Annotated in this window: 15 protein-coding genes; 6 read left to right on the top strand and 9 right to left on the bottom strand. The window is 70.4% G+C overall.

The genetic code is table 11. The features are described from left to right. Nucleotides 1-233: 233 nt before the first annotated feature. The 5 genes from ACNNMR_RS36785 to ACNNMR_RS36765 all read left to right on the top strand — a co-directional run bounded on the left by ACNNMR_RS36785 (nt 234) and on the right by ACNNMR_RS36765 (nt 11334). Nucleotides 234-1697 (top strand): glycoside hydrolase family 28 protein, encoded by a 1464-nt coding sequence (locus tag ACNNMR_RS36785; RefSeq protein ID WP_419999037.1) that lies wholly within the window; start codon nt 234-236, stop codon nt 1695-1697. Beyond that, nucleotides 1694-3046, top strand: a complete 1353-nt coding sequence (locus ACNNMR_RS36780; protein WP_419999036.1) for a glycoside hydrolase family 28 protein — start codon at nt 1694-1696, stop codon at nt 3044-3046. The genes ACNNMR_RS36785 and ACNNMR_RS36780 overlap by 4 nt, the downstream gene beginning before the upstream one ends. Then, nucleotides 3036-4730 carry an acyltransferase gene (locus ACNNMR_RS36775; RefSeq protein WP_419999035.1) on the top strand — a complete coding sequence of 565 codons (1695 nt, stop codon included), beginning with the start codon at nt 3036-3038 and terminating at the stop codon, nt 4728-4730. The genes ACNNMR_RS36780 and ACNNMR_RS36775 overlap by 11 nt, the downstream gene beginning before the upstream one ends. Further along, a complete protein-coding gene (locus ACNNMR_RS36770; RefSeq protein ID WP_419999034.1) occupies nt 4727-7702 on the top strand; it encodes a glycosyl hydrolase in 2976 nt (991 codons plus the stop codon). The genes ACNNMR_RS36775 and ACNNMR_RS36770 overlap by 4 nt, the downstream gene beginning before the upstream one ends. A 2141-nt stretch (nt 7703-9843) precedes the next feature. Beyond that, complete coding sequence (locus ACNNMR_RS36765) at nt 9844-11334, top strand: ABC transporter substrate-binding protein (RefSeq protein WP_419999033.1); 1491 nt, start codon at nt 9844-9846, stop codon at nt 11332-11334. A gap of 36 nt (nt 11335-11370) precedes the next feature. On the opposite strand, the gene ACNNMR_RS36760 is transcribed toward ACNNMR_RS36765, so the two are convergent. Genes ACNNMR_RS36760 through ACNNMR_RS36720 form a run of 9 tightly spaced genes read right to left on the bottom strand, consistent with a single transcriptional unit; the run spans nt 11371 to nt 22398 of the window. Beyond that, a complete protein-coding gene (locus tag ACNNMR_RS36760; protein WP_419999032.1) occupies nt 11371-12615 on the bottom strand; it encodes a DUF5605 domain-containing protein in 1245 nt (414 codons plus the stop codon). After that, complete coding sequence (locus tag ACNNMR_RS36755; protein ID WP_419999031.1) at nt 12612-14036, bottom strand: DUF5060 domain-containing protein; 1425 nt, start codon at nt 14034-14036, stop codon at nt 12612-12614. Before ACNNMR_RS36755 ends, ACNNMR_RS36760 begins: the two co-directional genes overlap by 4 nt. Further along, complete coding sequence (locus tag ACNNMR_RS36750) at nt 14033-15112, bottom strand: sialidase family protein (RefSeq protein WP_419999030.1); 1080 nt, start codon at nt 15110-15112, stop codon at nt 14033-14035. The genes ACNNMR_RS36755 and ACNNMR_RS36750 overlap by 4 nt, the downstream gene beginning before the upstream one ends. After that, the gene (locus tag ACNNMR_RS36745; RefSeq protein ID WP_419999029.1) at nt 15109-16176 is read right to left on the bottom strand and encodes an ABC transporter ATP-binding protein; all 1068 of its coding nucleotides are present in this window, start codon (nt 16174-16176) and stop codon (nt 15109-15111) included. Before ACNNMR_RS36745 ends, ACNNMR_RS36750 begins: the two co-directional genes overlap by 4 nt. Then, the gene (locus tag ACNNMR_RS36740) at nt 16173-17213 is read right to left on the bottom strand and encodes an ABC transporter ATP-binding protein (protein ID WP_419999028.1); all 1041 of its coding nucleotides are present in this window, start codon (nt 17211-17213) and stop codon (nt 16173-16175) included. Before ACNNMR_RS36740 ends, ACNNMR_RS36745 begins: the two co-directional genes overlap by 4 nt. Before the next feature lie 10 nt (nt 17214-17223). Continuing rightward, nucleotides 17224-18393, bottom strand: coding sequence for an ABC transporter permease (locus tag ACNNMR_RS36735; RefSeq protein WP_419999027.1), 1170 nt, complete (start codon nt 18391-18393; stop codon nt 17224-17226). A 6-nt stretch (nt 18394-18399) separates the two neighbouring features. Then, nucleotides 18400-19401 (bottom strand): ABC transporter permease, encoded by a 1002-nt coding sequence (locus tag ACNNMR_RS36730; protein WP_419999026.1) that lies wholly within the window; start codon nt 19399-19401, stop codon nt 18400-18402. A gap of 23 nt (nt 19402-19424) precedes the next feature. Further along, nucleotides 19425-21422 (bottom strand): ABC transporter substrate-binding protein, encoded by a 1998-nt coding sequence (locus ACNNMR_RS36725; RefSeq protein ID WP_419999025.1) that lies wholly within the window; start codon nt 21420-21422, stop codon nt 19425-19427. Next, nucleotides 21412-22398: a dihydrodipicolinate synthase family protein gene (locus ACNNMR_RS36720; RefSeq protein ID WP_419999024.1), complete on the bottom strand. Its 987-nt coding sequence runs from the start codon at nt 22396-22398 to the stop codon at nt 21412-21414. Before ACNNMR_RS36720 ends, ACNNMR_RS36725 begins: the two co-directional genes overlap by 11 nt. A 171-nt stretch (nt 22399-22569) precedes the next feature. Between ACNNMR_RS36720 and ACNNMR_RS36715 the strand changes: the two genes are divergently transcribed. Then, entirely contained in the window at nt 22570-23310 is a 741-nt protein-coding gene (locus ACNNMR_RS36715) for a GntR family transcriptional regulator (protein WP_419999023.1), read from the top strand. Nucleotides 23311-23323: the final 13 nt, after the last annotated feature.

Below are 23323 nucleotides of genomic sequence, written 5' to 3'. Positions count from 1 at the left end.
GCCGGTTGCCACGAAGTGGCCGCTGACACCGGTGAACCGTCCTCGACGCTAGAGGCGGTCACGTGTGGCGTCAACAGGCTGGCATGCCAGCAAAGTTGATACATAGTGCAGGTAAGCGCGATGGTTGACGGGCTCATTGCGGCAACTTAGCGTTGGTGGCATTCCACTGGAGCTCACCTCGAATTCCAGCTCCGCACCTACCCGCTGCACATACCCGAGCAGGAGTGGTCATCGTGAGCAGTCCATCCGCCAACGGGCGCGAGACCCCGCCCCCGCATCCAGGGAGACGCGCCTTCGTCCTCGGCACCGGCGCCACGGCCGCCATGGCCTTCGGCGCAGGGCAGGCCTCCGCCGCCACACCGAGGCGCGCCCCCGACACCGCCGACGCGCTGGCGGCCACCATCCTCGCGGGCGTACGCCCGCCGCGCTTCCCGCGCCGCCAGGTGCCGATCACCGACCACGGCGCCGTCGGCGACGGCACCACCGACTGCACCACCGCCATCCGCGACGCCATCGCCGCCTGCGCCGCGGCCGGCGGCGGCCGCGTGGTCGTCCCCCCGGGCACGTACCTCACCGGCGCCATCCACCTCCGCGACCGCATCGACCTGCACCTGGCGGACGGCGCGACGCTCCGCTTCAGCCGCGACCCCGCGGCCTACCTCCCCGCCGTCTACACCCGCTACGAGGGCATGGAGTGCTACAACTACTCCCCCCTCGTCTACGCCCACGGCCGCCGCAACATCGCCCTCACCGGCCGCGGCGTCCTCGACGGCCGGGCGGACGACACGCACTGGTGGGACTGGTCGAAGGGGGAGAACGGCGGCCCCTCCCCCGACTCGTACGCGAAGAAGCAGCTGATCGCGTGGGCCGACCAGGGCGTGCCGGTCGAGCAGCGGGTCTTCGGCGACGGCCATCACCTCCGCCCCAACATGATCCAGTTCTACGACTGCCGCGACGTCCTGATCGAGGGGGTGACGGTCAAGGATTCCCCGATGTGGAACATCCACCCGGTGCTGTGCCGCAACGTCACAGTCCGCGACGTCACCGTGGAAAGCCCCAACGGCCCGAACAACGACGGCTGCAACCCGGAGTCCTGCGCGTACGTACACATCAAGGACTGCACCTTCAACACCGGAGACGACTGCATCGCCTTCAAGTCGGGCCGCGACGCCGACGGCCGCCGCGTGAACGTCCCCTGTCATCACGCCCTCGTCGAGGGCTGCGAGATGCAGGACGGGCACGGCGGCGTCACCATCGGCAGCGAAATGAGCGGCGGCGTCCGCGACATCCTCGCCCGCGACTGCGTCATGGACAGCCCGCAGCTGGACCGGGCGCTGCGGCTGAAGTCCAATCCGCTGCGGGGTGGTTACATGACGGGGATCGCCTTCCGCGACATTACGGTGGGCACGGTCGCGGATGCGGTGCTGGAGATCGCGCTGAATTACGAGAACGTGGACGTGGGGGCGTACTACCCGGACGTCGGCGATATCTCGGTGCGGCGGCTGACGGCGGCTTCGGGACCGCTGGCCTGGAATCTCCTCGGGAACGACGCGAATCCGATCCATGACGTGACGCTGCGCGACTGCGTCTTCGACGGGATCACGGAGGGCTATCTGCAGGAGAACGTGACGGGGTTCGAGCTGCGCGATGTCACGGTCAACGGCACCGAGGTCAATGGCGGCGGTGGGGCTTCGTGACCACGCCCCGTACGAGCACGAGTACGACCACCAGAACCGCCGCCGACCGGGCCCGCGAGCAGGCCGACGCCATCGCCGCGCGGGTGCGGCGGCCGGAGTTCCCGGACCGGGAGTTCCCGGTCACCCGTTACGGCGCCCGAGGCGACGGCCGCACGGACTGTACGGGCGCCATCCGCGACGCGATCGAGGCCTGCCATGCCGCGGGCGGCGGCCATGTCACCATCCCCGCGGGCCGGTATGCCACCGGTGCCGTACGGCTGCGCTCGGGCGTCGACCTGCACCTGGAGGCGGGCGCCATCCTCGCCTTCAGCCGGGATCCGGCGGCCTATCTGCCGCCGGTGCTCACCCGCTTCCAGGGCGTGGAGTGTTACGGCTACGCGCCGCTGATCTACGCCCGCGGCGAGGAGAACATCGCCGTCACCGGCGACGGGGTGCTCGACGGCCGGGCGGGTGAGGTGCACTGGTGGCCGTGGTCCGGGCAGGAGGAGTTCGGGTGGCGGCCCGGCATTCCGCAGCAGGAGGACGACTGGCCGGAGCTGTGGCGGCAGGCCGAGCGCGGTGAGCCGGTGGCCGCCCGGGTGTACGCGGAGGGCCGGCACTTCCGCCCCAACTTCCTGGAGACGTACGACTGCCGGGACGTCCTGGTCGAGGGCGTGACCTTCATCCGCTCCCCCATGTGGATCATGCATCCGGTGCGGTGCGAGCGGGTGCTGGTGCAGGATGTGACGGTGGACAGCACCGGCCCGAACAACGACGGCTGCGATCCGGAGTCGTGCCGGGATGTCGTCATCCGCCGCTGCAGGTTCAACGCCGGCGACGACTGCATCGCGATCAAGTCGGGCCGGGAGGCGGACGGCCGCAGGGTGGCGATCCCCAGCGAGAACATCCTCATCGAGGACTGCGAGATGCGGCACCGCTACGGCGCGATCACGCTGGGCAGCGACATGACGGGCGGCATCCGGAATGTCTTCGCGCGCCGCTGCCGCATCGGCGGCCCGGGCCTGTACTTCGGCCTGTACATCAAGACCAACTCGGTCCGCGGCGGCTTCGCCGAGAACATCCAGTTGGACGACATCACGGTCACGAGCCTGATCAAGGACTTCGTGAACCTCGACTTCTACCGCGGCGAGGGCGACACGGGGCGCTACCCGCCGCGGGTGTCCGACATCGGCATCCGTAACGTCACGGTGGCCCGCGCCCGCCGGGCCCTGCTGGTACGCGGCTATCCGCACTCCCCGGTCCGCGACCTGCGGCTGCAGGACTGCAGCTTCGGGGAGCTGACGGGTCCTGACCTGGTCGAGAACGTGGCCGGGCTGCACCACGACGGAAGGCCGGCGCATGTCCGCTGACGGCGTGGCGGTGCCGGGGCGTTACGACTACTGCCCCTGGCTGTACTTCGGCTCCGCGACGGAGGAGGAGCGGGCGCGGCAGGCTGCGCGGCGACGCCGGCTCCAGGAGGGCAGCGAGGGGGAGGTCGAGCTGGCGGAGGAGACGTACGTCTCCGAGTGGGCCGGGGTCTTCGTGGACTCCCTCCGGCTGGGCAGAAAGTCGTACATCGCCGCGCACGCCTACGTCACCGGCGAGGTGACGACGGGGCGCGACTGCACGGTGAATCCGTACGCGGTCGTGCGCGGACAGGTCCGCATGGGCGATGGGGTGCGCATCGGGGCGCACAGCTCGGTGCTGGGCTTCAATCATTCGATGGCGGCGGAACGGCCGGTGTACAAGCAGCCGTTGACGTCGAAGGGCATCGAAATCGGTGATGACGTGTGGATCGGGTCGCATGTGGTGGTGCTGGACGGGGTGAGCATCGGCGCGCACAGCGTGATCGGCGCGGGGGCGGTGGTGACGCGGGATCTGCCGGAGTGGTCGGTGGCGGCGGGGAATCCGGCGCGGAGGGTGCGGGACCGGCGGGAGGTGGCCGGCGGCGGGAGCCGTGCGGCCGCGCGTTCCGGGGCGGGCGCGCCCGCGGAGGACCGTGCCGACGCCGAACTCGCCGAGCGCCTGACGCAGTTCGCCGACCGTGCCCGGTCCCAGGCTCCCGACATCCTCGCCCGCAGCCTGGTCGACGGGCCCGACGGCCGGCCGCTCTTCACGGACCGGCCCGGCACCGAGCCGACCGTACGGGCGCAGTGCGACGCGGTGGAGGTGTCCCACCTGCTGCTGCGCAGCGCGCCGCCGCAGGTCCCGGCGGACGACCTCGGCACGCACCTGCGCGGACTGCAGGACCCGGCCACCGGCCTGGTACCCGAGTACGGAGCGGGACCCCCGACGCTGGACGACGAGACGGCGATGTACCACATCCTGTCCGTCGGCTACGCACTGAAGCTCCTCGACTCAGCCTTCGCCCATCCGATACGGGCCGTCCACGAGCTGTCACCGGAGCACCTCACGACCCGCCTGACCGCCCTCCCCTGGGAGCGCGAGGCATGGCGCGCGGGCCACTGGGTGGACGGCATTGGCACGGCAGTACTGCGCAACATCGAAGACCACGGCCTACGCGCCCCCGCGGCCGACACCCTCTTCGGCTGGCTCCTCACGCGGGCCGATCCCTGGCACGGCATGTGGGGCCGCCCGACGCCGAAGGACCGCTGGCTGCAGCCGGTCAACGGCTTCTACCGGGCAACCCGCGGCACCTTCGCCCAATTCGGCCTCCCGATCCCGTACCCGGACCGGGTAGTGGACACGGTACTGACCCACGCCGCGGACCCAGCCTTCTTCGCCCCCACGAGGGGCAACGCCTGCAACGTCCTGGACGTAATCCACCCTTTGTGGCTGGCCGCCCGCCAGACCACCCACCGCCTCGAAGCGACCCAGACCTGGGCCCGCACCCAACTGGACCGCCTCCTCGCCTCCTGGCAAGACGGCGCCGGCCTCTCCTTCGCCGGCACCCGGAATGCCGAACCAGGCCTCCAAGGCACGGAAATGTGGCTGGCGATCGCCTGGTACCTGGCCGACCACCTCGGCCTCTCCGAAAACCTCGGCTACCGCCCAGCAGGCGTCCACCGCCCACATCCGGCACGGCAAGGATGAAACTGCGACGCCGGACCCTGCTGAAAGTCAGCGCCCTCGCGGGGGCGGCGACCGCGCTGCCCTGGCCGGCCGCCGCGCGGGACGGTGCTGTCGGTGCCATTGCGCCCGCCGTGCGCCCGAAGTTCCGCTGGTGGTGGCCCGACGCGAAGGTCGACGCCGGCCAGCTCGGCCGGGAGATCCGTGCGATCGCCGACGCCGGGTTCGGCGGGGTCGAGATCGCCGCGGTCACCCACAGCATGGACCAGCAACTGGACACCATCCGCTACGGCTGGGGCACCGCGGCCTGGCGGGCGGCGTTGGAGGCCGCCCTGCGTGAGGCGCAGAAGTGCGGCGTCGTCGTCGATGTGACCGTCGGCCCGGCATGGCCGGCCGCCGTTCCCTCGATCACGCCGGACAGCCCGGCCGCGGCGAAGGAACTCGCCCACGGGACGGCCACGGTGGCGGCCGGCGCGACGTACGAGGGCCCGGTGCCGGCCCCCGTCACCGAGGCGGAGCCGGGTGTCACCGGCCGGCGGCTGATCCTCGTGCAGGCGGCCCGGATATCCGCGGGCAGCGAGGCCACGGCCGAGCCGGTGCACCTGGACGCTGGAAGCGTCACCGATCTACGCGAGCATCTGGACGGCAGCCGGCTCACCTGGACCGCGCCCGACGACGGCGGCACCTGGCTGGTCATCGCCTACTGGGAGCGCGGCTCCGGCCAGCGCCCGGAAGGCCGCGACCACACCACACCCCTGTCCTACGTCGTGGACCACTTCAGCGACGCGGGCACCCGCGCGGTCACCGACTTCTGGGAGCAGCACATCCTCACTCCCCCGATCCGCTCGCTGCTGCGCGCCACCGGCGGATCGCTCTTCGAGGACTCCATCGAGATGGAGACCGAGGCCACGCTGTGGACCCCGGCACTGCCCGCCGAGTTCGAGCGCCGCAGGGGCTACTCCCTGCTGCCGTATCTGGCCGCGGTCGTCGAGCAGGACGAGGACTACGTCTTCAGCTTCGAGCCGACCCTGGACAAGGCGGTCCGCAGCGATGTCATGGAGGTCGCCACCGATCTCTACGCCGAACACCACCTGCTCCCGCTGCAGAAGTGGGCGCACTCCCTGGGCCTGAAGCTGCGACTGCAGCCGTACGGCCTGGAGACCGACGCGATCTACAAGTCGGCCATCCTCGACGAAACGGAGGGCGAGTCGCTCGGCTTCGACAACATCGACGACTTCCGCTGCCTGGCCGGCGGCCGCGACATGGGCCGCAGGACCGTACTCTCCAACGAGGCGGGCGCCACCGCGGGCGGCGCGTACGCCACCACCTGGGCGGCCACCCTGAAGAAGCTCGTGACCCAGTACGCGGCCGGCGTCAATCAGGCCGTCTTCCACGGCTTCGCGTACGCCGACGCGCCGGGCGCCCAGTGGCCGGGGTTCGCAGCGTTCTCCCCGTACCAGGGCGCGGCCGGATACGGCGAGGCGTGGGGGCCGCGGCAGCCGTCGTGGCGCCACACCCGGGCCATCGCCGACTTCCTCGGGCGCGTCCAGCAGGTGTTGCAGACGGGCGTCAACAAGGTCGACATCGGCGTGCTGCGGCAGCGCGGCTACGGCAGCACCGGCCTCGGCGCCCCGTGGTTCACCGCCGAAGGCGTGCCCGTAGGGTGGACGCACACGTTCCTCAGCCCGCGCCTGCTCGACCTGCCGTCGGCGGTGGTACGAGACGGGCGGCTGGCGCCCGGCGGACCGGCCCTCAAGGCGCTGGTCGTCGACGGCGACATCTTCATCGGCAGGGAGCGCACCCTGCAGCCCGGCGTCGCCGAGAAGCTGATCTCGTACGCGCGAGCCGGACTGCCGGTCATCCTCATCGGCGACTGGTCACACGCCCGGGTCCCCGGCCTCGCCGGACCCGGCGACAACGAGAAGCTGCGCGCGCTCCTCGCCGAGCTGCGGACGCTGCCGACGGTCCACACGGTCGCCGACCGGCCCAACGTGCCCGAGGCCATCGCCGCCCTGGGGCTGCGCCGCGACGTCGAGTACGCCCAGTCGTCCATGCTGCTGCACACCCACCGGGCGGACGCCGACGCCGACTACTACTTCTTCGCCAACGACGCGGTGAGCAAGAAGGGCTCGACCGGCACCCGCATCACCCACGACGTCACCCTCGCGACACACGTGCGGGGCGCGGTCCCGTACCGCCTCGACCCCTGGACGGGCGCGACGGCACCGGTCGCGGTGTACACCCGCACCGAGGACGGCCGCATCCGCCTCACGGTGGACCTCCAGCCCGGCGCGGTCACCGTGTTCGTGCTGGCGCGCCCTGCCTCAGGCCCGCCCCGCAGGCATGCCACGGCCACCGAGGCCGACGAGATCCGGGTGCGCGACGGCGGCACGCTGGAGGTGCGCGCCGCGGCGGCCGGGACGTACACCACCACCTTCGACGACGGCCACGAAGTGGCCACCACCATCGGCGCGGTTCCGGCCCCGGTGCCGCTGACCTCCTGGACGCTGACGGTCGACGACTGGCGGCCCGGGGACGGCGCCACGGAGACGGCGCACGAGCACCACGAGCTCGCCTTGGACGCCCTCCTGCCGTGGACGCGGATCCCCGGGCTGGAGGACGTCTCGGGGGTGGGCCGCTACCGCACGACGGTGGCGCTCGGCGGCGAGTGGACCGGGCAGCAGGGCGCGCTGCTCGAACTGGGCGCCGTCTTCGACACCTTCCGCATCACGGTCAACGGCCGCGAGCTGCCCCCGGTCGACCAGCTCACCCGCGTCGCCGACCTGGGCACCCGGCTGCGGCGCGGCCGCAATACGATCGAGATCGAGGTGTCGACGACCCTGCTCAACCGGCTGCGGATCACGCGCCCGTCGGTCTTCGGGGCCGCGAAGCGGCAGGAGTACGGGCTGACGGGTCCGGTGCGGCTTGTGCCGTACGGGCGGGCAACGATGACGGCAGCCGGAGGCGGAGGGTCTGGGACAGGACCTGGGCGGTGACCCAGGACGGGTTCCAGGTGTTCGTGGCGCCGCGGTGCTGCCAGTTGGTGGGGAAGATGCCCTCGGGCTGTTCGCCCTGGTCCGTGAAGTCCCAGTCGCCTGGGTGGGTGGAGATGGCCTGGCCCATGGCATGGATGATCAGGTGCGCCAGGTCGGCGTACTCCGGGCGGTCGGAGAGCTCGGCGAAGTGCGACAGCTCGTGGGCCGGGAAGAAGACGTCGACGTGGTGGTTCTGGATGCTCACGCCCGGCCAGCCGACGGCCGAGAAGCCGCGGTCGGCGAGGGCGGATCCGGGCGGGTACGGCGGGTTCCACTGGTAGACCCACGTGAGCAGCCAGTCGGCGGTCGCCGCCGCCCAGTCGCGGTAGCGGGCCTCGCCGGTCAGGCGCAGCAGCTCGTACGCGCACTGGAAGAAGGCCATCCCGCCCTCCTTGTCCTCGCACGCGGCGTCCAGCGTGGCGTACGCGAAGGGGACGGCGAAGTCGTCGGCGTGTGTGCGGTGGTAGTGGTCCAGCAGGCGGATCGCGGCGGCGAGGCGGCGGTCCGATGGCACCACCCGCTGGGCCTTGAGCAGCGCCAGTACGCAGCTGAGCCCGGCCGCGCCCGCGGGGCCGGCGAGTGGGGCGCCGTCGGCGAGGTCCCAGCCGAGCGGGACCGGGCCGTCCTGCGGCAGGTCCGCCAGGATGGCGTCCAGGCCCGACTCCAGCGCCTGCGTCCAGTGCTCGGGCACGTCGGACCCGTGGTCGGCCAGCAGCTCGCAGATGTCGGCGAGGTCGCCCAGCGCATCGCCGTACGCCCGTGACGAGACGAAGGGCCGGCCGTCGCGTTCGAAGCCCGACCAGCGGCCGTCCTCCGTGCCGTAGAAGCTCAGCCGCAGGCCGCGGGCGGGCGCCGGACTGCCCTTGAGGTAGAAGTCCACCGCGCGGCGGCAGCGCTCCACCCGCCACGCCTCCGCGCGCTCCAGGCCCAGCGTGGCATCGCACCACGCCAGCTTCAGGCACTGGCCGGTCCAGCCGTACATGAAGCCGGGCACATGGCCGGGCCCGGGGAACTTCACGTACCCCGCCACCCCGCCGTCCGCCTCGCGCCAACGGCGGTCCAGCGCCGCCGTCTTCAGCTCGATCATCCGGTCCAGGGACAGCGGGCGCGCCCCGGTCGGCTCGTACAGCCGGAGGCCCTGGCGCACCAGGTCCCGGAAGCCGTGGCCGGGGCGGCTCGGGCGGCCCCAGTGCAGGGCGTGGCGGGTGGTGAGGGCCGCGCCCGGGGCGAGGGTGCGGTAGCCGTGGGGGTGCGGGGCGGTGGTGGCCTTGTGGGTGTACGCCACGTCCGGGGCGCCGTTGAACATCACCGGGCCGGACAGGGCCAGCAGCCGCACGCCGCCGTCGCGGGAGATGGCGCCGAGGGAGCCGTCGCCGGGGTCGAGGGCGAACAGGGTGAGGAAACGCGCCTCGACCCGCTGTACCTGCCACTCCGCGTGCGCGCACGGCACCGGAAGCCGGTGCTCCTCGACGACCAGGCCGCCGCCCTCCGGTCCCGCCCCCAGCCGCGGCACCGTACGGGCCGGATCCGCCGAAGGATTCCCGCGATACAGCACCTGCGGCAGCGTCACCCCGTCGGCGCTCGCGCCGCCCGGCAGCGGCAGCGCGAGGCCGACCGCCAGGTCCGCCAGCGCCCGCCCCGTGGCATTCCGCCAGCCGACCTCGGCCCGCAGCACCCCCTCCTTCGTGAACTCCAGCTCCACCCCCACCCGCAGCGGCCCCACCGTGCACCGCACCCGCAGCCCGGCAGCCGTCCGCCGCACCTCGGGCGCTCGCACTCCCGGACGCGCCGGCCGCCAAGGCCGCCCGGCCGAGACGACGAGGACATCGCCGAGGTCGGCGTCGACGTACGCCACCCCGCCCCGGCACAACCGCAGCCGCACCGCATCCCCGTCCCGCACCACCTCCAGCGCAGCACCGTCGGCACTCTCACTCCGCCAGCTCCCCACCGTCGCGTGCACGCCCACGAACTCCCCTCCATCACGCATCAACTTCCGAGTCACCGCACGGGTGTTGACGCCCCGACCCGACACCCACACCATAGTGGCATTCATATGGCATGCCACCTCCCCTACACCTCCCCAACCGAAGGGAAGCGTGACCATGAGCGAGGGGTCGAAGGACGACCGCACCTCGAGCCGACTGAGCCGCAGACGGTTCGTCGCCGCCGGAGCCTTAGCTGGTACGGCGGCCGTGGCCGGCGCATCGCTGGCCGGTTCGCAAGCGGCCGCCGCACAGCCCGCCAAAAGCACCGCCGCGCGGTATGCCACACGCGCAGGCGCGGTGTGTACGCCCATCCCCAACAAGTACGACGAGCCCTTCGAGGTCTGCGACGACGAGCTGTTCGTCTTCATGGCGAACTACAAGCCGTTCGAGGTCGAGGGCTTCTTCGACAAGGTCATCGGGGATCGGCTGCGGAAGGCGTTCCCCGACATCAAGTTCAAGTTCGCCACCTGGGACCTGCCGATCCGGTACGAGGACCTCGACAAGGCGAAGGTCGTGCCGGACATCGTCATCGACGACCCGCGCCGCCGCATCGACCGCGATCTGGAGCCGCGCGGCTGGCTGCGCGATCTCAGCGGTGAGCTGGGTGACGCAGGCATCGACATCAGCACGCTCAACCCGGCCACCGTTGAGCTGATCAAGTCCCGTTCGGACGGCGGGATCTACGGCGTTCCGCTCTTCGTCGACGACTTCGTGCTGCTCCACAACAAGAAGATCTTCAATCGCTTCAAGGTGAAGCCCCCGGTCAACGGCGTCACCTACGACGACGCGTACCGGAAGGCCAGGAAGCTCACCCGCGAGCAGGACATGGTCGCGTACAAGGGCTACCTCCAGCACCCCGACAACTACCTGGACTTCAACCAGCTCGGCCGCTACCCCTTCCTCCCCACCGGCAGCGAGAAGCCCGCCCCCGAGGACGTCAAGGTGAACATCACCTCGGACGACTGGCAGCGGCTCGGCGCGAACATGGAGCGCTTCCTCTTCATCCCGCGCAACATCTTCACGTCCGTCGACGACTTCCTCACCACCGGCAATGTGGCGATGGCGGTGGACACGCTGTGGAAGTTCAACGCCTACGCGGGCAACGAGATGTACCTCCACGCCGACGACCGCGAGGAGTGGGCCCGGCTGGCGGCGAACATCGACCTCGGCGTCACCTCGATCCCGGTCCTCGGCGACGGCGACAATGCCACCTACCAGCCCAACACCATCGCCGCCTACCTCCCGCCGCAGTCCGCGAAGAAGAAGCAGGCCCTGGCCGTGGTGAAGTGGCTCGTCTCCGAGGAGGCGCAGGTCGGCCTCTCCCGGTACGGCATGAAGCCGGCGCTGCAGTCCGACGCCGTCATCGAGGCCTTCGGTACGTCCTCCCCCGCCCTCGACGGCATCGACACCTCGGGCGTCTTCTGGGGCGAGAACGCGTCGGTGAGCGGCTACAAGGAGACCGAGTACTGGGACATCCCGATGTACATGGTCTTCCGCCAGCACGTCCTCCGGGAAGGCCTGTCGGCGCCCTCGGCGCTCCACATCACCGAGACCAAGGACATCCCCGCCTACATCAAGTCCCAGGTGGAAGCCGGCTTCGACTGGTGAGAACCCCCTGAATTCCCCGGGGTCGCTTCGCGGCTCTCAGGCTCCGGGGATCCGGCGGATCCGGGTGGCGCGGCCCGGATCCGCCGGCACTCTGCGGATCCTTACCGCGCAATACGGCTCCCCCGGCAGCTCGACTTGCACCCGCCCACTACCGCCGGACACATACCGCGGCGCCCCCACCCTCATATTCCACGTGTCGAGCACCTCCGCCCGCCAGGTCCCCTCCGCCAGCTCGAAGCGGCGGTACGGATAGCGGTGCGCGCCCAGGTATTGCAGCACGTACTCGCCCGGCAGCTCCAGCGTCGAGGCGTCGTAGTAGGCCGGGTTGTGCACGAGACCGGGCGGCGCGTCGTCGAGGATGTGGGAGAGGAAGGCGATCCGGTCCGGAGCCTCCCCCGAGAACCGGCCGCCGTGGGTCGTCCAAGGGCTGGTGCCGTACGACTCGGCGTGGGTGGCATAGCCGCCCTGGCAGAGGCCCTCCCAGAGCCGGGCCAGCAGCTCCGCGCCCGGCAGACTGCGCTCCGGGACGGGCGCATCGCCCTCCGCGCCGCAGTCATCCACCATGACCGGCTTGCCCAGCTGCCCGGAGAGCGCGGCGACCGCCCTGGTGTCCTCCAGAGCCACGCTCACATGCGTGATCCAGGGCGCGCCGAAGTCCGTCTCCGGGCCGCCGTGGACGGTCAGGAGGTGGTGGCCGTAGTCGTAGTCCCGTATCACCGTCTGGACGTCCGCGTCCTGAGGCGCCCGCCACCACACATTCCGGTACGCGGCCAGCCGCGACACCGTCTCGGCGACATCGCGCCGCCCCCCGAGATCCACCTCCGCCTCGATGCCCAACTCCCGCAGCCCAGCGACCTGTTCCACCAGCCGATCGAGTGGCAGCGAGGCCGAGGCGAGCAGCCGCACCCGGTTGAACGGCGCCGCGGCCAGCGCCCGCCGCGTGGCCGGTCCCGCTTCGCCCACCGCCGTACTCACGGGGTGGAAGGGCTGACCGTCCGCGTACGCGAACCGCGCTCCCGCCACCACCACCGGGCCGTGGTTGCCCGCCGCAGGCGGCACGCAGGTGAAGACCCCGGCGTCGGCGTCCCCCGCCCCCGCCCCGTACGACCACTCCCCCTCCCGGTCAGGCATGAAGCGCACCGCATGGCCACCGTCCGCGCCGGTGAACGCGGCCGCCGTGAACCGTCGCTCCCCATCGCTGAAGACGGCCTCCACCTCCGGCCCGGCGACCGGCAGCTCGAAGACCCCCCACCGCTCCACCGTCCGCATGCCGCCGCTCATTGCACCCTCCGGATCCGCAAGGCCATGTCCGTACGCCCCTTCAACTCCACCCGCACCCGGCCGCGATGCGGGCCGGGGACCTCCGCGGCGGTCATGTTCCAGGTGTCGATCAGCTCGATGCGGTACTCGCCGCCGCCCGGCAGCTCCACCTCCCGATACCCGGCCTGGCTGCCGCCGGTGAACTCCAGCCAGTACGAGCCCTCCCGTCGCGCCGCCACCACATCCGCCGGCCCGTCCTCCAGCACCCGGCGCAGAAAGCCGATCCGCGCCACGGCGTCCCCGCGCAGCCGCCCACCCCGCGAGATCCAGGTGGTCCCGTCTGCCCCCTCCCCCGCCTCCGGATACGCCTCGCCATGCGTGACGTAACCGCCCTCCACCGCCGCCTGCCAGAACTGCCGCGTCAGCGCCCGCCCGCTGAGATTCCCCCACCGCCGGTCCGCCGTGCCCTCGTACCCGATCTCATCGATCACCACAGGCTTGGGACACGCCTCCCGCCAACGGCCCGCAAGCCGCGCATCCCAGTGCTGAATGCTCTGATGCGTGATCCACGGCTTGGTGAAGTCATAGATCCGCTCGTACGTATACATCCGCGTCCCGTTGTGGATCGACCGCAGCCGCTGATACGGGTCGTGACGCTGGACGTATCGGCCGAGGCCGTCCCAGTCGGCCACGGTCTTATTGCGGTTGAAGTCGTACTCATTCGACAGCGACCACCACACATGCCGGAACGCCGCCAGCCGCGCCACCGCGTAACGCAGCAGAAAGCGATCCTGCTCCGCCCCCATCCGGTCCAGCCCCCACTCGCCGTCCTCGTACGGATGGAAGAGGATCACATCCGCCTCGATGCCGAGCGCCAGCAGCTCGCGCAGCCGCTCCTCGAAGCGCTGCCAGAACTCCGGATTGAAGCGACTGGTATCGAGGCCGCCCGGGCTGTCCCCGGCGACCACGAGCCGCGGCGGCCGCATTTTTCCGGTCGGCAGCAGGCACATGCGCACCTTGTTGAACGGCGACTCGGCCAGCGAGCGCAGCGTCTGCTCCTCGCGCTCGAGATCATCGAGGTGATTCCAGTGGTAACAGGTCGTGCCCACCGGCAGATACCGGGTGCCGTCCGCGTACGCGAAATGCCGCGGCCCGGCGACGCGCACCGGGCCGTGGTTGCCGGGCGACGGCGGCGTGCAGACGAAAGTCCCCCGCCGCCCGTCCAATTCCGGCGCGCTGGAGCGAGTGACATACGCCCACTCCCCCTCCCTATCCGGCATGAAGCGCACCCGATAGCGCCCGTCGCCGTCGTAGAAGCCGTCGACCTCAACGACCCGGTTCCGGTACTGGAATTCCGCGCGCAGCCACACGTCCCGGTACGGATTGCCACCCACCGGACCGTCCAGCGCGATCTCGTGGACCCCCCACCGCTCGACGCTCACCGCCCGCACTCCCTGATCCAATTCTCATCGAGCGATACGTGCTTGATCGTCTTGCGCAGAAAGGAGTACGCCACGTGCAGCCGCCCGTCGCGCGTCTGCAGAATGCTCGGGTACGAGTAGCCAAGCTGATTCTCCTGGTACTCGGCATCCGCGACCTGCACATCCCGCCGGTACGGCCACGTACGCCCACCGTCATTGGACAACGCCACCGTCAGCGGCGTCCGCACCGCCTTCTTGCGCCGCCCGGCCCCCTCCCCCACCCACCGGAATTGATCCCGCTCCAGCGACGCGTCGTTATAGACGAGCGCCAGCGCGCCACTCTCCAGCCGGATCATCTGGACGGCGGAGTTGTTGTTCGGCAGCGCGGTCTTCCGCGGCGCGGTCCAGGTCCGGCCCTCGTCGTACGACTCGGACGCATGGATGCGGTCGGCCGCCCGGCTTCGGAAGAGGGCCAGGAGCCCGTCGCCGTCACGCCGGGCCACGGTCATCTGCACCTGGTGGTCGCCGTCCGGCACATCGTGCTCCTGCCACGTGGCGCCGCCGTCCTCGCTGATCAGGGCGATGCTGCGCTCGGCACCCCGACGGCACAGATAGGCGGGCAGCAGCCACGCCCCGCCATCGAGGACCAGCGGCGGATTCCGTACGAAGATGCCCGGCCCTTCGAGCAGGGTCCGCGGCGGTGTCCAGGTGCGCCCGCGGTCCGCGGAAGTGCGGACGACGAGCCGCGCGGTCGTCTGGTCGTGCGGCGTATTGGACGGGTGGAACAGCCAGACCGTCCCGTCGCCGTCCTGCGCCAGCACCGGATTCTGCTCGGACCTCTCCGGATCGCACGCCAGCAGCTCGGGCTTGCTCCAGCGGGTATCACCGCGGGCCAGCCGCGAGACGACGACATTCGTCTCGCGGTCGCCCTCGTCCGGCCCGTTGAACCACGTGCACAACAGATCCCCGTCATCCAGCTCCAGCAGATTCGCCGCATGGCTGTCGCCCGGATGCAGCACCGGCAGCAGCGCCTGATGCAGCGCCGGATCCCCGGCCACCGGCCGTACGACACCGTCGAAGCGCGGGTCCAAGGTCATGCCGCGTTCACGCCCGTCAGCTCCAGTTCCTCGGCGAAGTGGCAGGCGGCTTTACGGCCGGGGCGGATCTCGCGCAGTTGGGGCACTTCGGTGGCACACCTTTCCTTGGCGTGGAAGCAGCGTGGGTGGAAGGGGCAGCCGGCCGGCACCCGGGACGGGTCGGCGACCTCGCCGCGCAGCACGATGCGCTCGCGGCGCCGGGCGGCCGGGTCGGGGTCGGGGACGGCGGAGAGCAGGGCCTCGGTGTACGGGTGCAGCGGACTGCGGTACAGCTCGTCGGTGGCGCCGGTCTCGACGACCTTGCCGACGTACATGACCACGACCTCGTCGGCCATGTACTCGACCACGCCCAGGTCGTGGGAGATGAAGAGATAGGTCAGGTCGGACTCGTCCTGGAGGTCCTTGAGCAGGTTGAGGATCTGGGCCCGTACGGACACGTCCAGGGCGCTGACCGCCTCGTCGGCGACCACCAGGCGCGGCGCCAGCGACAGTGCCCTGGCAATACCCACGCGCTGGCGCTGGCCGCCGCTGAACGCGTTCGGGTAGCGGCGCATGTACTCGGGGCTCAGGCCGACGCGGCGGAGCAGCTCCGCCACCCGCTCCTCCGTGTCGGACGCGCTCAGGCCGAGGTTCACCCTCAGCGGCTCGCCGACGATCTGCAGCAGCGTCATCCTCGGGTTGAGTGAAGCGAAGGGGTCCTGGAAGACCAGGCGGATCTCGCGGCGGTACGGCGCCAGCTGCTTGTCGTTGAGCGCGGCGAGGTCGACCGTGGTGCCGTCGGTGCGGTGGTACGTGATCGCGCCGGCGGTCGGCTCGTGCACCCGCAGCAGGCAGCGGCCGAGGGTGCTCTTGCCGCAGCCGGACTCGCCCACCAGGGCGACGGTGCTGCCGGAACGTACGGTCAGGTCGACGCCGTCCACGGCGCGCACGGCGCCGACCGTGCGGCCGAACAGGCCGCGGCGGATGGGGAAGTGCTTGGTGAGGCCGCTGGTCTGCAGCAGCGTGCTGCCGGTGGTGGTGTGGCCGTTGGCCTCGGCGGCCGGTGCCACGGGGGGCGGTGTCATGCGGGATCCTCGCCTTCGTTCTCGTACAGGAGGCAGCTGACCGCGCCGTCGGTGCGGCCTTCCTTGTCGAGGGACGCCGACGCGAGCACCGGCGCCGGGACCAGGCCGGGCACCGTCACCTCGCAGCGGCCCTCCATGAAGGCATCGCACCGCGGGTGAAAGGTGCACCCCGGCGGCCGGTGATACGGGCTGGGCACCATGCCGCGCACCGGGCTCAGCCGCTGCCGCGAGCCGCTGCCGAGCTTGGGCACCGAGCGGAGCAGGGCCTGGGTGTACGGGTGGCGCGGGTGCCGCAGCACCGTGTCCGTGGTGCCCGTCTCCACGACCGCGCCCAGGTACATCACCGCGATCCGGTCGGCCAGCTGCGCGGCGACGCCCAGGTCGTGGGTGATCAGCATGACCGCCATGCCCGTGTCCTGCTGCAGCTCCCGCAGCAGCTCCAGGATCTGCGCCTGGGTGGTGACGTCGAGCGCCGTGGTCGGCTCGTCGGCGATCAGCAGGTCGGGGCTGCAGGAGAGCGCGCTGGCGATCATGGCGCGCTGCAGCATGCCGCCGCTCATCTGGAACGGGTACTCGTCCACCCGCCGCTCCGGCGCCGGGATGCCCACCCGGCGGAGCAGCTCGATGGCGCGCTTGCGCGCCTCCTTCTTGTCGGCGCCCTCGTGCAGGCGGATGGCCTCGCCGATCTGGTTGCCGAGGGTGTGCATCGGGCTCATCGAGGCGATGGGCTCCTGGAAGACCATCGCGACCTTGGCGCCGCGTACGGAGCGGACGGCGGCCTCGGCCGCGGTGGCCATGTCGACGACGCCGTCGTCCGTGTGTACGCGGACGTGCCCGCCGGTGATCTTTCCCGGCTTGTCCACGAGGCGCAGGATGGATCGGGCCATGACGCTTTTGCCGCAGCCCGACTCGCCCACGACGGCGAGAACCTCGCCGCGCCGGATGTCGAGGGTGACGCCGTCCACGGCCCGTACGAGGCCGTCGTCCAGCTCGAACTGGGTCCGCAGGTCCTCGACTTCGAGGAGGCTTACATCCACACCTAGCCCCTTACTTGTACGGGTCGGCGGAGTCCCGCAGCCCGTCGCCGACGAAGTTCATGGCCAGGACGGTGATGAACACCGCGAAGCCGGGGATCAGCAGCCAGGGCGCGGTCTCGACCGTGCGGATGTTCTGCGCCTCCTGGAGCAGCACGCCCCAGCTGACCGCGGGCGACTGCAGGCCGAGGCCGAGGAAGCTCATGGCGGTCTCGCCGAGGATCATGCTGGGGACGGCCATGGTGATCGAGGCGATGACGTGGCTGGACATGGACGGGACCATGTGCCGGAAGATGATCCGGCGCCTGCCGCAGCCGTCCAGACGGGCGGCCGTGACGAAGTCCTCCTCACGGAGCGAGAAGAAGCGGCCGCGTACCACCCTCGCCAGTCCCGTCCAGCCGATCACGGAGAGGATGGTGGTGATGGCGAAGTACCGCGCCAATGGCCCCCATTCATCCGGTACGGCCGCGGACAGCGCCAGCCATAGTGGCAGCGTCGGGATGGACATCAGGAATTCGATGATGCGCTGGATCGCCAGGTCGGGGGCGCCGCCGAAGTAGCCCGAGATGCCGCCGAAGAACAGCCCGAGCAGGAAGCTCACCGCGACGCCGACCAGGCCGATCGACAGCGACACCCGCGCCCCGTGGATGATGCGGGAGAGCAGGTCGCGGCCGGAGCGGTCGGTGCCCAGGAAGGACACCTTGTCGCCGGGGTTCGCGGCGCCGAAGAGATGCCGGTCGCCGGGGATGAGGCCCCACATCTTGTACGAGTCGCCCTTGGCGAAGAACTTCAGCGGGATCCGCTTGTCGGGGTCGACCTTGTGGATCTGCTCGAAGGTGTTCGGGTCGCGCCGCGTCGTATAGCCATTGGCGTAGAACTGCAGGCCGTCGTCCCAGCTGAGGTCCACCTTGACGATCTGCGGCGGGGCGTACGTCTGCTTCGGGTCGGCCTCGCTCGGCGAGCCGGGGGCGAGGATCTCGGCGAAGGCGACGACGAAGTACGCGAGCAGCACGATCACCGCCCCGGCCATGGCCAGCTTGTGCTTGCGGAACTTCCGCCACACCAGCCGCCAGGGGCTGGCCTGCCCGGTCATCAGGTCGCCGTGGTCGGGCGCGGCCGCCGCCTCGGGCGGCGTGCCCCGCTTCAGCAGCCGCGGCATCCTGCGCGGCTTGGTGATGGCCACGGCCGCTCACCCTCCCTCGTAGCTGTGTCTGATCCTGGGGTCCCACCAGGCGAGGGCCAGGTCGCTGATCAGGGTGCCGATGACGGTGAGGGTGGACAGGATCAGGATGAAGCTGCCCACCAGATACATGTCCTGGTTGGTGACGCCGCTCAGGATGAGCGGGCCGGTCGTCGGGAGGTTCATGACGATCGAGATGATCGTCTCGCCGCTGATCAGGCCCGGCAGCATCCAGCCGACCGTCGAGAAGAACGGGCTCATCGACATCCGGAACGGATACTTCAGCAGCAGCTTCCACTCGGGCAGGCCCTTGGCGCGGGCCGCCACGACGTACGGCTTGTACAGCTCGTCGAGGAGGTTGGCGCGCGCGATTCTGATGCCGCCCGCGGTGCCGGCCACCGCGATGATCACGATGGGCAGCCACATATGGGAGGCCAGGTCGAGGACCTTGCCGAGGTTCCACGCGGCGTCCTGGTACTCGGGCGAGAACAGCCCGCCGGGACTCATCCCGAAGTAGCGCATGCCGACCCACATCAGGACCAGCGCGAGCATGAACTCCGGTATCGCCATGCCGACGAAGCCGAAGAAGGTCGCCACGTAGTCGCCCGCCGAGTACTGCTTGACGGCCGAGTAGATGCCGATCGGGTACGCGATCGCCCAGATCAGCAGCATCGTCGCCACGGACAGCGTGAAGGACAGCGCCACCCGGTCCCAGATCAGATCCGAGACCGGCTGCATGTTGTACGCGAAGGCCTGCCCGAAGTCGCCGTGGAAGACGATGTTGCTGATCCACTTCCAGTACTGCGCGAAGAACGACTGGTCGAGCCCGTACCGCTCACGCAGCCCCGCCGCCTCGGCCGGGCCCATCACCTCGCCGCGCTCCTCGGCGTTGGCCTGGAGCGTGGAGACGTAGTCGCCCGGCGGCAGCTGGATGATGAAGAACGTCGCCAGCGAGATGGCCCACAGGGTGACGACCATCCAGCCGAGGCGGCGGGTCAGGAACGAGAGCATTCCCGGCTACTCCCGTCCGGCCGTCAGGCCTTGCCCTTGAAGAAGAAGGTGCTCGGGTTGCTGGGGCCCGGGGCCTGGTGGAAGCCGGCGTTGCTGAACGACTTGGGGACGTTGCCCATGTCGTTGGAGACGATGCCGTACTCCCTGGCCGGGCTGGAGATGCCGATGTAGTAGAACTCCTCCTTGGTGATCTCGAGGATCTGCCGGGCCAGGCTCAGCGCCTTCTTGTTGTCGAAGGTGCGGCTGAGCTCGTTCATCAGCTTCAGCTGCTCCTTGATCCGCTTCGGCGGCTCCTCGCCGTCGCTGCCGTCGCGCATGTACCACTTGGCCCATTCGCCGCCGAAGCGGGAGGAGCCGCGCGGGTTGGTGGGCGCGTAGTAGTGGTTGCCGCCCTCGCCGAAGCGCAGGTCGAAGTTGTTGCAGTCCCAGACGGCCGCCTCGGACCCGCCGGCCTCGACGCGCTCCCAGTACAGCTCCTCGGCCATCCGGGAGACGGTGGCGTCGACGCCGACCTTCTTCCAGTCCGCACGCACCATGTCCATGGCGTCGACCAGGTCGGCCATCTCGGAGACCACGAAGACCTTGAAGGCCACCGGGTCGCCGTCCTTGGTGAGGCGGATGCCGTCGCCGTTGCGCTTGGTGAAGCCGGCCCTGTCCAGGTGATCGTTGGCCTTGGCCACGGAGTAGTCGGTGTACTGGGTGCCGAGCTCCTTGTTGTAGAGCTCATTGCCCTCGTTGGGGCCCGCCTGCCAGGGCTTGCCCTGTCCGGCGAAGACCGTCTCGATGATCTTCTTGCGGTCGATGGCGTACGACAGGCCGATGCGGAAGTCCTTGTTGCGGTACAGCTCCCGCTTCTTCTTGTCCTTGTGGGTCTGGTTGAAGCCGATGATCATCGTGTTGGCGGTGTTGTCGGGCGCCACGTCGACCATGCGGTAGCCGCCCTTCTCGCGGTTCCGCGTGACCACCGGCTTATTGCGTACGGTGCCGAACTGGTACAGCTGCATGTCCAGGTCGCCGTTGGAGACCTGCAGGACCTCGACCTCGATGTCCTCCAGGATGTTGACGATGACCTTGTCGATGTACGGCAGCTGGCTGCCGTCCGGGTCGGTCTTCCAGTAGTACGGGTTGCGGTCGCAGACGACCTGGCTGCCCTTGGTCGCCGCGTTCCTGGGGATCCAGGCGCTGAGGGTGGGCATGGAGGGGTTGTTCCAGGGCTCCTGGATGATCTCGAAGTGGTTGACCCAGCTCGCCGAGCCGGCCTTCTTGGCGACCGCGTCGGCGTCCTTGTTGTACTTGGGGTGGTACTTCTCGAAGTAGTGCTTCGGCAGCACCATGTAGATCGTGGTGCCGCTGGCGATCTCCTCCAGGAAGCCCGGCTTGGGCTCCTCGAAGACGTACTTCACGGTGAGGTCGTCGACGACCTCGAAGCGGGCCGGCTTGCCGGACTGCGACGTCCACAGGGCGTAGAGCCCGTAGGCGTGCAGCTTCTTGTCGACATTGAAGTCCTCGAAGGCGAACTTGTAGTCGTCGGTGGTGACGGGCTTGCCGTCGGACCACTTCAGGCCCTTGCGCAGGTGGAAGACGAACTCCTTGCCGCCGCCCTTGACCTCGTACTTCTCGCAGATGCCGGGCAGCAGCTTCGTCTTGGTGACGCCCTGCCACACCGGCGCCCAGCGCACCAGCGGCTCGTAGCCGAGGCTGAACTTCAGCCAGCCGAGGTCCTCCTGGGTGATCATCGCGGAGTGCCAGGTGCCGCCATAGGTGCCGGCGTCGTCGAGCGGCTCGACGACGAGGGGCTTGGCCGGCAGCCGCTTTTCGACCTTGGGCAGCTTGCCTGCCTCCACCTGCTTCTTCAGCGACGGCGCCTCCTTGCCCTTCGCTCCCCCGCCGCCGCTGCCGTCATCGGCCTCGGTGTCGAAGAAGCCGCAGCCGGAGACGGTGGCCGCGACCAGCAGCCCGCCGCCTGCGCGCAGCAGCTGCCGTCGGTCGAGCGTCGGACGCGATATGCCTTCAGGTGTCATCTGCACGCTCCTTTGCGTGTGCCCCCGGCTCGGGGGCCGCGGCGGCCGCGCTCTCCAGTTCGCGGATCATGGGGACCACCGTCGAGGCGAGCCGTTCCTTCTCGTCCTCGTGCAGGCGGGCCAGCGGCGCAGCGGCGTGCTCGGCCTCGATGTGGCCGAGGGCGGCGAGTACGAACTTGTACGTGCTGACGACCGCGGAGAGGGTGGGGGTCCGGCGCGCGCTGCGCATGGCCTCGGCGAGGTCTTCGAGCTGGTCCTGCATCCGGCGCACCCGCGCCCAGTCGCCCGCTTGGGCGGCGTCGTACAAGGCGACGAGGTGCCGGGGGGTGAGATTGGCCAGGGAGGAGGTGGCGCCCGCGGCGCCCGCCAGCAGCGACAGATCGCTGATGCTGCTGCCTCCGGTGAAGCACTGCAGGTCGAGGCCCCTGGCGCCGGCCTCCCTGACGAGCCGGCGGAACCACGCCAGGTCGCCGTCGCTGTCCTTGATGCCGGCGAGGACGCCCTCGCCCGCCAGCTCCAGCACGCAGTCCGCGGTCAGGCTGATCTTGGTGAGCCGCGGCATGTGGTACGCGTACACCGGAAAGCCGACGGCCGCGGAGATCGCCCGGTAGTGCTCGCGCAGCTCCTCGCGGGTGAACTCGGCGAAGTAGGGCGCGATGACCGCGAGTTGATCGGCCCCGGCGTCCACGGCGGCGCGGGCATGCCGGACGGCGAGCCTGGTGGCCGCGTCGCCCACATGCGCCACGACCGGGGTACGGCCCGCGGCCGCCTTCGCCGCGACCCGTACCGCCACGGCCCGCTCGTCCGGGTCGAGGGCGTGGAACTCCCCCGTGGTGCCGTTCATCCAGAGTCCGTGAATGCCGGCCTGGCACAGGTGCGCCAGGTGGCATTCCAGGGACTGCTCGTCCACCGCCCCGTCCGCCCGCATGGGCAGAATGACCGGAGCGATGATGCCGTGCAGAAGTGGTAACGCCATGGGCACCCCAAGGGAATGTCGGTGGTATGCCACGAGTGTTGTGTGAGGGTAAATCGACCGTCAACCCTCGTGCAGAAGGAATTTAACTGCGTCCGCGAATCCGCCCCACTGCCGGTCGACCAGCGGCATACCATAGGGTGGCGCAAGCAACTCGCGGAGCAAGGAGGCGGCATGACCCCATCGAGAACGGCAGCGGCCCGGAAAGAGCCGGCACCCACGGCCGGGGCGACGTCCGCGTCCGACTCGCAGGAGAGCCTGGAGGCGCGGGCCCGGCAGGCGCTGGTGGACTGGCTGACGAAGGAGCACCCGGCGCCCGGACAGCCGGTGCCGGTGCGGGAGTTCGCCCGCCGGCTCGGCATGAGCCGCACCCCGGTGCGCAGCGCCGTCGGCCGGCTGTACGAGCGGGGGCTGCTGGCGTACGACGCCACGGCCGGCTTCACCGTGGCCATACCCTCGCTGTCCAGCCTGTACGAGCTCTTCGAGCTGCGGCTGATGCTGGAGTCGCACAGCCTGCGGCTCTTCGCCGAGCGCACCGACCGCGAGCCGCCCGCGCGGCTGCGCGAACTGGTCGACGAGGCGGAGGCATTGGCCCGCACCTCGCTCGAAGACCCCGAGCAGTACATCGAGTTCCGTAACAACGACAGCCGCTTCCACCGCGCCCTGGTGGAGCTCGGCGGCCTGCCCAGGATGCTGGAGCTCCACGACGACCTGCACCTGAGCATTCACGTGACCCGCGCCGGCATGGAGGCCCCGATCACGGCCGTCCGGCTGAACACCGCGGTCTCCGAGCACCGCGCGGTGGTCGACGCGCTGGAGAGCGGCGACCGGCTCGGCGCGCGGGACCTCCTGGAGGCGCACATCATGCGCGTACGGGACCAGACGATCGCCTTTCTCGCCCGGCCTCGGATGTAGGAGCTGGTACTGG

The sequence above is a fragment of the Streptomyces boninensis genome (assembly GCF_048572725.1).
GTDB lineage: Bacteria > Actinomycetota > Actinomycetes > Streptomycetales > Streptomycetaceae > Streptomyces > Streptomyces boninensis.
Note: the sequence above shows the minus strand (reverse complement) of the source record. Positions and strands in the feature narration are given on the sequence as shown.

Bases quoted from the DNA above. Each gene is read 5' to 3' on its own strand.
- ACNNMR_RS36775 (WP_419999035.1), top strand. From the start codon at position 3,036: ATGTCCGCTGACGGCGTGGCGGTGCCGGGGCGTTACGACTACTGCCCC.
- ACNNMR_RS36770 (WP_419999034.1), top strand. From the start codon at position 4,727: ATGAAACTGCGACGCCGGACCCTGCTGAAAGTCAGCGCCCTCGCGGGG.
- ACNNMR_RS36765 (WP_419999033.1), top strand. From the start codon at position 9,844: ATGAGCGAGGGGTCGAAGGACGACCGCACCTCGAGCCGACTGAGCCGC.
- ACNNMR_RS36760 (WP_419999032.1), bottom strand. From the start codon at position 12,615: ATGAGCGGCGGCATGCGGACGGTGGAGCGGTGGGGGGTCTTCGAGCTG.
- ACNNMR_RS36750 (WP_419999030.1), bottom strand. From the start codon at position 15,112: ATGACCTTGGACCCGCGCTTCGACGGTGTCGTACGGCCGGTGGCCGGG.
- ACNNMR_RS36745 (WP_419999029.1), bottom strand. From the start codon at position 16,176: ATGACACCGCCCCCCGTGGCACCGGCCGCCGAGGCCAACGGCCACACC.
- ACNNMR_RS36730 (WP_419999026.1), bottom strand. From the start codon at position 19,401: ATGCTCTCGTTCCTGACCCGCCGCCTCGGCTGGATGGTCGTCACCCTG.
- ACNNMR_RS36725 (WP_419999025.1), bottom strand. From the start codon at position 21,422: ATGACACCTGAAGGCATATCGCGTCCGACGCTCGACCGACGGCAGCTG.
- ACNNMR_RS36720 (WP_419999024.1), bottom strand. From the start codon at position 22,398: ATGGCGTTACCACTTCTGCACGGCATCATCGCTCCGGTCATTCTGCCC.
- ACNNMR_RS36715 (WP_419999023.1), top strand. From the start codon at position 22,570: ATGACCCCATCGAGAACGGCAGCGGCCCGGAAAGAGCCGGCACCCACG.